This window comes from Streptomyces sp. NPDC003032 (assembly GCF_053591415.1).
Genome location: NZ_JBSFTT010000091.1, coordinates 1 through 8,341, shown reverse-complemented (window position 1 = coordinate 8,341; position 8,341 = coordinate 1). Strand labels below are relative to the sequence as shown.

The 8,341-nt window shown below is 67.2% G+C and carries 5 protein-coding genes and 2 pseudogenes; 3 read left to right on the top strand and 4 right to left on the bottom strand.

Annotation, left to right across the window (positions count from 1 at the left end; translation table 11 throughout):
- Window positions 1-180: 180 nt before the first annotated feature.
- Window positions 181-2,844, top strand: coding sequence for a Helicase associated domain protein (locus tag ACWDZ7_RS42330; RefSeq protein WP_451804229.1), 2,664 nt, complete (start codon window positions 181-183; stop codon window positions 2,842-2,844).
- Window positions 2,845-2,890: 46 nt separating this feature from the next.
- On the opposite strand, the gene ACWDZ7_RS42325 is transcribed toward ACWDZ7_RS42330, so the two are convergent.
- Both ACWDZ7_RS42325 and ACWDZ7_RS42320 read right to left on the bottom strand, forming a co-directional pair.
- On the bottom strand, window positions 2,891-3,469 hold the full coding sequence (locus ACWDZ7_RS42325) for a DUF6262 family protein (protein ID WP_451804227.1): 579 nt from the start codon (window positions 3,467-3,469) through the stop codon (window positions 2,891-2,893).
- Window positions 3,466-4,446 (bottom strand): annotated as a pseudogene (locus ACWDZ7_RS42320) (tyrosine-type recombinase/integrase); the annotation flags it as partial. The gene ACWDZ7_RS42325 and the pseudogene ACWDZ7_RS42320, both read right to left, overlap by 4 nt.
- 151 nt (window positions 4,447-4,597) lie before the next feature.
- Between ACWDZ7_RS42320 and ACWDZ7_RS42315 the strand changes: the two are divergent.
- Window positions 4,598-5,122, top strand: a complete 525-nt coding sequence (locus ACWDZ7_RS42315; protein ID WP_451804225.1) for a hypothetical protein — start codon at window positions 4,598-4,600, stop codon at window positions 5,120-5,122.
- Between the two features lie 59 nt (window positions 5,123-5,181).
- Here ACWDZ7_RS42315 and ACWDZ7_RS42310 read toward each other — a convergent pair whose 3' ends face one another.
- Window positions 5,182-6,771 carry an ISL3 family transposase gene (locus ACWDZ7_RS42310; RefSeq protein WP_451804223.1) on the bottom strand — a complete coding sequence of 530 codons (1,590 nt, stop codon included), beginning with the start codon at window positions 6,769-6,771 and terminating at the stop codon, window positions 5,182-5,184.
- Between the two features lie 263 nt (window positions 6,772-7,034).
- Here ACWDZ7_RS42310 and ACWDZ7_RS42305 point away from each other — a divergent pair.
- A pseudogene (locus ACWDZ7_RS42305) lies at window positions 7,035-7,388 on the top strand (transposase); the annotation flags it as partial.
- A 465-nt stretch (window positions 7,389-7,853) separates the two neighbouring features.
- Here the strand turns inward: ACWDZ7_RS42305 and ACWDZ7_RS42300 are convergent.
- Window positions 7,854-8,341 (bottom strand): RHS repeat-associated core domain-containing protein (locus tag ACWDZ7_RS42300; protein WP_451804221.1); only part of this gene is annotated, 488 nt, incomplete at its 5' end.

The following is an 8,341-nucleotide window of genomic DNA, read 5'->3' as shown; positions in this document are numbered from 1 at the left end:
GGACCTGGCCGGCGGATCCGGGCGGTGGCCGATCGAAGCAGGCTTCAGCCCGCTCAGGTCCTGGCGCAGCTCGCCGAACGGGTCGTGGTGAGCGAGGACGGTGCGGTGTCCGTCTCGCCCTTCGCACCGTCCCGGTAATTCCTTAAATGGGCAGCAAACGAGCTATAGGAGGATCAGGAAATGCCGGGTATTCAGCTCCGGGAACATCAGCTCGATCAGAAAGCGAGTTTCCGTAAGTGGGTGGGATTCCCTGCAAGGTCATCTGTGCCCCCTCAGGGGGCGCGAGGCACGATCGTGTCCGCGACCGGATCGGGGAAGACTTTCACGGCCGCTGCGTGTGCCCTGGAGTGCTTCCCCGAGGGCCGGATCCTCGTGACCGTGCCGACCCTGGACCTGCTCGTGCAGACCGCCCAGGCGTGGCGGGCGGTGGGTCACCGCTCCCCCATGGTGGCGGTGTGCTCGCTGGAGAACGACCCGGTGCTGAACGAGCTGGGAGTGCGCACCACCACCAACCCGATCCAACTCGCCCTGTGGGCCGGGCACGGGCCGGTCATCGTGTTCGCCACATACGCCTCCCTGGTGGACCGCGAGGACTTCGACGACCCGACGGGCCAGCGGAAGGTCCGCGGGCCGCTGGAAGCCGCTCTCGCGGGCGGAGAGCGCCTGTATGGACAGCAAATGGACGGTTTTTCACTCGCCATCATCGACGAAGCCCACTCAACCGCAGGTGATCTTGGCAGGCCATGGGCGGCAATCCACGACAACGCCCGCATCCCCGCCGACTTCCGGCTCTACCTCACGGCGACCCCCCGCATCATCGCCGCGCCCCTGCCACAAAAGGGCGCGGCCGGCCAGGAGCTGGAGCTCGCATCGATGGGCCAGGACTCGGAAACCTACGGCCCGTGGCTTGCCGAGCTCGGGCTGAGCGAGAGCATCGAGCGGGGCATCCTCGCGGGCTTCGAGATCGACGTCCTGGAGATCCGCGACCCCTCGCCAGTCCTCGGGGAGTCCGAGGAGGCGCAGCGGGGCCGGCGCCTGGCCCTGCTGCAGACCGCACTTTTGGAGCACGCGGCGGCGTACAACCTGCGCACCGTCATGACATTCCACCAGAGGGTGGAGGAAGCGGCGGCATTCGCGGAGAAGCTGCCCAAGACGGCTGCGGAGCTGTACGTGAACGACGCCTCCGACGACGACCGCGCGGCTGCGGACCGACTGCCGAAGTCGTCCATCGACGCGGAGTTCTACGAGCTGGAGACCGGACGCCACGTACCCCCGGACCGGGTCTGGTCGGCGTGGCTGTGCGGCGACCACCTCGTCGCCGAACGACGCGAGGTGCTGCGGCAGTTCGCCAACGGAATCGACGCCTCGGGCCGGCGGGTGCACCGGGCCTTCGTCGCGAGCTGTCGCGTGCTCGGGGAAGGCGTCGACATCACCGGCGAACGCGGAGTGGAAGCCATCTGCTTCGCCGACACCCGCGGCTCCCAGGTCGAGATCGTCCAGAACATCGGCCGCGCGCTCCGGCTGAACCGCGACGGCAGCACCAAGGTGGCCAGGATCATCGTGCCCATCTTCCTTCAACCCGGCGAAGACCCGACCGACATGGTCGCCTCCGCCAGCTTCCGCCCCCTTGTAGCCGTCCTTCAGGGCCTGCGCTCACACGATGAACGACTCGTCGAGCAGCTCGCCTCCCGCGCCCTCACCAGCGGAAAGCGCAAGGTACACATCCGGCGCGACGAGGACGGGCAGATCGTCGAGGCCGGCGGCGAGGTTGGCGAGGACCAGGAGCAGGACGACACCGACGGTGCGGTCGAGTCAGCCCTGCTCCACTTCTCCAGCCCCCGCGACGCCGCGACCATCGCAGCCTTCCTGCGCACCCGGGTCTACCGGCCGGAATCCCTGGTGTGGCTCGAGGGTTACCAAGCCCTCCTCCGCTGGCGGAAGGAGAACCACATCACCGGCCTCTACGCCGTCCCCTATGACGTAGAGGCCGAAGTGGGGGTGACGAAGGATTTTCCCCTTGGACGATGGGTCCACCAGCAGAGGAAGGCCCTGCGGGCAGGTGAGTTGGAGGAGCGGCGCAAAACCCTGCTCGATCTGCCGGAGGCCGGGATGGTATGGGAGCCCGGCGAAGAGGCGTGGGAGTCCAAGCTCGCCGCGCTCCGGTCCTTCCGGCGGGCCACCGGCCACCTCGCGCCCCGGCAGGACGCCGTGTGGGGCGAGAGCGAGGCCGAGGGCCTCGTGCCCATCGGGCAGCACATGACCAACCTCCGCCGGAAGGGCGGCCTCGGAAAGGACCCAGAGCGCGCCGCGGTACGGGCCGCGCAGCTGACCTCCGTCGATGAGGACTGGCACTGCCCCTGGCCACTGGACTGGCAACGCCACTACCGCATCCTCGCCGACCTCGTCGACGCCGACGGCCACTTGCCCGACATCGCACCCGGCGTGACCTTCGACGGAGACGACATCGGACGCTGGCTCCAGCGGCAGACCCAGCCGACCGCCTGGGCGCAGCTGTCGAGCGAGCAGCAGGAGCGGCTGTCCAAGCTGGGCTTGAAGCCCGTTGAGGCGCCGTCTCCGGCCCCGACGGCCAAGCGCTCGGCGAAGGGTCCGAGCAAGGCGCAGCAGGCATTCCAGCGCGGCCTGACCGCCCTCGCGCAGTGGGTCGAGAGGGAGGGCCAGCGGTCGGTCCCTCGCGGCCACAGCGAAGAGATCGCGGTCGACGGCGAGACAGAACCGGTGATCGTCAAGCTGGGCGTGTGGGTCTCCAACACCAAGTCGAGGCGGGACAAGCTCACCCAGAACCAGCTCGACGCACTGCGGATGCTGGGCATCGACTGGATCTGACGGTCGTCGGCAAGGTCCCTCTCGTTGGCAATGATCCGAGGCTGGGTCAGGGGCGCGGGGGCGGGGTGGTGAGGTACGGAGCGAGTTGGGCTTCGAGGTCGGCGATGCGTTTGTCCATGAAGCGGTTGTTCTGGCGGGCGCTGGTCAGTCGTTCTTGGATCTGCTGGTTGTCCTGGGTGAGTTGTCGTACGCGCTGCTTCAGCTTGGTGTTCTCCGTGACGATGCGCTGATGTGAGCCTTCGGGTAGATCGTGTTCGAGGTCGCGGATCTTGCCGAGGAGTTCTGCGATGCGGGTGCGCTGGGTGCGGATTTCGCGCTGGGCTTGGGTGAGTGCGTCTTCGGCGTTGAGTGCACGTTCCTTCCAGGCGTGCTGTGCGCGGCTGCCGCTGTTGGAGACTCCGGGATGGGGTCTGCTTGTGCGGGAGGCCTGTTCGATCAGGGCTCTGGCCTGCTGGTTTTGATAGAGGAAGGTGCGTGAGACGCGGGCGGTACGGGCGAGGGCTGCGACGGTGACAGGCGTATGGTCGCGTGCTGCGGCCGCCAGGGCGGTCTGGAGGCGTTCGAGCATCTCTTGAGTGCCTTGGCGGCGGGCTTGGACGGCCGCTTCAGTGCGGGAAGTGCTCATGGCTGTCCTGTGGCGTCGTCGGGGGCCTGCAGTGCGGAGAGGTCTCGGGCGCGGAAGGCGGTGCTCCAGGTGCGGTGGAAGTAGTCCTGGGGGCGCCGCAGGTCCAGGGTGAGGGCTTCGTCGAGGATGCCGAGGGCGGCCAGGGCCTGCTCGAGTCCTTTGATGGCCTTGGCGGTGGGTTCGAAGACGGTGTGGAGGTAGTCGGCGGTGGCGTCGTCGGGGGCGTTCTCGGCGATGGAGCGCCATTGTTCGGCTTTGCGTCGCCAGTAGAGGAGGTCTGCGCCGGAGAGGACGAAGTTGTCGCAGTTCTCGCAGTCGAGTTTCCAGGGGCAGGATCCGCCGTCGACGACGGGTTGGTAGGTGCAGAATCCCCCATCGGCGGGGGTGCTGTGGCGGGAGAGGTCCAGGGCCAGAGCGAGGGCTGTCTCGCGGTCTATGGGGGTGGTGTCGCCGGAGAGGAGTTCGCCTGGGTTGGGGGCGCCGGGGCCTGCCACCCAGACGGTGTTCAGGACGTCTTCGAGGTCACTGTTGGTGATCTTCACGTAGTGCTCGGCCATGCGTTCGGAGAGCTGGCCGAGGTAGCGGCGGATGTGGGTGAGTGTGGCGCCGGCGCGCAGCAGGTTGGTGGCCAGGGTGTGGCGGGCCTGGTGAGCGACGTAGGCGCCGCCGAGGTCGAGGTCGGCGATCCAGGTCTTAAAGCGCTGGTTGAAGTGGCCGTAGGAGATCGGCTGTCGGCCGTTGGGGTTGCGGATGCGGGAGGGGAATAGGGCCAGGCCGGCGCGTTCGGCGGCTGCCGGGGTGCGGCCGTAACGCTTCTCGAAGAGTTGGAGTGTCTTGGTGCGGCGGGTATCGAGGCGTTGGTAGATGGGCTCGGGGATGCGGATGCCCTCGTTGTAGTTGCCGACCTTGGTCTGGTCGTGCCACAGCATGGCCAGGCCACGGTAGCGGCCGATGCAGTCCAGGCGTAGTCCGACGACCTCACTGCAGCGGCTTCGATCACGTTCAGCAGCAGCGTTTGTCGATGAGTTTCAGGCTCTGGCACAGATCTTGGGGAGCCGTCGCGGAGCGTCACCTGAGGCAGCCAATATTCCGAGACCTCTCGCGAGAGGTGCTGGCATTGTGTGAACCATGGCAGCAATAGGAAATACATCCGAACCCTCCAGCCCTGAATACGGCGTCCATCCACCCCTGGAAGAGGCAGCATGGCTGTATCAGGCGAATCTGGTGCGTCCGGAAGACCTGCCGATGACCGCTGCCCAGGCACTCGCAGCCGGGGTGGACACTCCCGCCCTGTGTGAGCTCGCCGGTCTACCCCGCCATGCCGACCCCCGAGACATCCGGGACACATTTGAGCAGGCTCTCGCAGAGTGGGGGATCGCGTTGCCCGAGCGTTCCTTGGCCCAACGGTTCGCGTTGCGCAGGCTGGCCACGCGGTTCGCCGCCGGGGAGGCGGGGCTCGCTGAGTTGGCATCGGATGAGTGGTTGGAGACAGAGGTTGAGGCCGCTGAGGAGCAAGCATTCGTGGCGCTCCTCCCGCCGTGCACGTGCTGCATCGAGTACACGCTGGGGCTCGACGAGGTGGCATGGGAAGCGCAACTGCGGGATGCGGCCCTTGCGTTGATTTCGCACCCCACGGTCGGGCCGGACGTCTGACCAGTGGCAACGGGCAGCGGGTGTTGACCCAAAACGTCTGGAGGGGTGGTCACGGCGGGTCACTGCAGCAGGATCATCTTGCGGAGCAATTCGAAGCCCGCACGGCCGTAGAGCTGCCTCTTGATCTTCTTGATACGGTTCACGGCGCCTTCGGTACCGCCGGAGCTCCAGTGCAGGGTGAGGCCCGCGGTCACCGCATCGAGGTCTCGGAGCAGATGGAGGGCGAAGTTCGTGAGGCCGGGCAGCTGACTGGTGTCGACGGCGTCGATCCATGCGGGGAGCGTGGGACCCAACCGGTGAGCCAGAATCTCGCCGAAGCCGCGGACATGTTCGGCCGCGATATCCAGTTCAGGACAGCGAGCCAGGACATCCTTCAACGCGGCGCGCTCGTCTTCGCTCAGGGTTGAGGGGTGACGGGTGAGCCAGCTGGTGACCCGCCTCACGGTCGGCGGCGGGGGCGGCGCCTGCGGCGGCGCGGCGCGCAGGGTGGCAATGTAGCCGCGGACCATCTGGTAGGTGACGGGCGCGTTTCCAGCAATCAGTTCGCCATGCAGGCGGGTGACATTCGTGCATCCTGCAGCGAACCGCCGCTCCAGATAGGGCTTGTAGGAGTCCAGACGACTGGGCCGGGGACGGTTCTCCCGAAGAGTGTCCTGCCAGGTGGCAGCACGTGCGTAGCGCAGCACGGTATTGAGCCCCCAACCCAGATGCCGGGCGATCGCCCGGCGGGAGTGGCCCTGGGCGAGCAGCTCGTGGACCAGGGCGTGCGCGGCCTTCTTACGTTGCGCTCGCCGGCCATGAGGGTCCGGCCTGCCGCGCACCGAGTCGTGGGGCGACGCCGCAACGTCCGCTCTCATTGGCGTTTTGGGTCCGTTCAGACATTCGCGGTGGGCGGCGACGCAGGTCTCCACGGCTCGGCCGATGCCCTGCCACAAGTGGAACCGGTCAGCGACCTGTATCGCGGCGGGAGCACCGAGTCGCGCGCCCTCGGCATAGGCGCCCGCCCGGTCCCGGCAGATGATTTCCACGCCCGGGTGGGTTGCCAGCCACGCGGCCAGCGGTCCCGATTCGCGCGTCGGGAGCACGTCCACCACGCGATGGGTCTCTCCGCAGGTCAACACCGTGGAGTAGGACTGCCCACGGCGATTGGCGAAGTCGTCCACCCCCAGCACACGCGGCGTGCTGAGCTGCGGGTCAGGCAGCGCCATGACCTTGCGCAGCAAGGTCATCCGACCCACCTGCACGCGCAGTTGGGCGGTCAGCCGGGCACCTGCCCGACCGGCGAGGGCGAGCCCGACGCGCTCCAGCACGTGGCACAGCCGTGTGGTGAAGCGTGCGTACGGGGCGGTCAACTGAGCGAACGGCTCGGCGAACGTACGACGTGGGCAGGTGTCCGTACTGCAGATGAAGCGCCGGACCGTCAGGTGGATCACGACGCTCTGTTCAGCCAGCGGCAGATCCCTCAGCCTGCGCTGGTAGCAGTCGTGCACTCGGTTCGAGGAGCAGCCGCAGTCCGGACATACCGCTCCGGCTGCCCGGCCTCTGGCCGTGACGTCGACCGTGCCGAAGGCGGCGGTCACCGCTTGGACGTCCACGTCGTCGATTCCGTCGAACACGAGCGAGTCCCAGAACGTTGCGTCGGCCTGCATGGCTAGCACCGTCGCCGCTCGTTGCCGTCACCAGAGAGGTCAAGCACAGAGCTGATGGGGCGTCACCCCCTGCCGCAAGGCAGAAGGCGTACGCGGTCTCACGCGAATCTGGGGCCCTGCAGTCGAACGCCGCAGTGACGCTCCGCGACGGCTCCCCAAGATCTGTGCCAGAGCCCAAAACTCGTGAACATCACCCGACCGTGGATCTGGGTGGCCTCCCAAACCCGTGAACAACTGACGGCACTACTCGTGATTAAAGCCACACTGGGCTCGTCGTCGCCGTCGGCCGACCGCTGCCCGGCAACCGCAACGACTGCAAGGCGTGGGAGCTCTCCGGCGCGAAGGCCGCCGTCGGCCGCACCACGGTAATCGCCGACGGCGGCTACAGGGGCACCGGCCTGGTCATCCCGCACCGCCGCGCACCCGGCCAGGCTGGCCTTCCGGCTTGGAAAGAGGAGCACAACCGCTCACACCGCAAGGTCCGCGCCCGCATCGAGCACGCTTTCGCCCGCATGAAGACGTGGAAGATCCTCCGCGACTGCCGTCTCAAAGGTGACGGCGTCCACCACGCCATGCTCGCCATCGCCCGCCTCCACAACCTCACCCTCGCCGGGTGACCGGGGAACGGCGCTGGTCAATCAGCATGCCGTAGATCATTTCCGGGACAACACTTAGTTTGGCGGCAGCCTGCTCGTGGACGGTGGGCATGTGCCCGGCCGCGCAGAGCTGGCTCTGGTTGGCTACGTAAGTCACCCGCTCGTGCGCTCACGGCGGCGGCCCTACTTTCGTCGCGCAAACCAGAGCTGTGGCCATAGCAGGCCCAGAATTGCGCCGGTTGCAGCGCCTATCAGGGCCGACAGCAGGATAGTCCAGTCGACCGCAGAGCTGCCTGCCCGCGTTATCGCGGCAGTCACAGCGCCTACAGTGGCAGTGACGGCGGCGCTGCGTCGGCGGGCGCTCCAGTTCGAGGGCTCCTTCATACTCGGTGAGCTCCTTGCCGGTGTGTGAAGCTGTGCGGCGGACAACCGAGGTTGCCCACCGCACAGTGCACGTCAGGTCAGGTGGTGATTCGTGGCTTCGGTCTAGAAGGGCAGAATGCCACCGAGGACGCCTCCCAGAAAGGCATCTTTACGGTCGGAGGGGCTTCCACCGCCGAGAGCCGATCCGATGGCCGCTCCGGAGCCGGAACCCAAACCAGCCATCACTGCGCCGCCGGCAACGCAAGCAGGGGTTACTGCGGTGCACACCGCAGCGGTGGCAGCTACTCCAAGAGCACCTCCGATAGCGGAGCCGACGGTTTCTGTGATGTCCGAGATGCCGAACAGTCCGGTCGGGTCGATGCGGTTAACAGGGTCGCCCTCGGCGTACAAGTACGGGTTCTTCTCCTGTCCTGACGGGTCAGGCTGGGTGAAGCGGCCGATGTTCGGGTCGTAGTAGCGAGCCGAGAAGTGGTAGAGGCCTGTCGGGTCCTGATAGCCGCCAGCGAACTGATAGGGCTGAGGGATCTTCTCGCTGCTCGTGGAGCGGGTGACGCCGCGGGGGCTGTAGGAGTAGGTGTTGACCTTCTCGC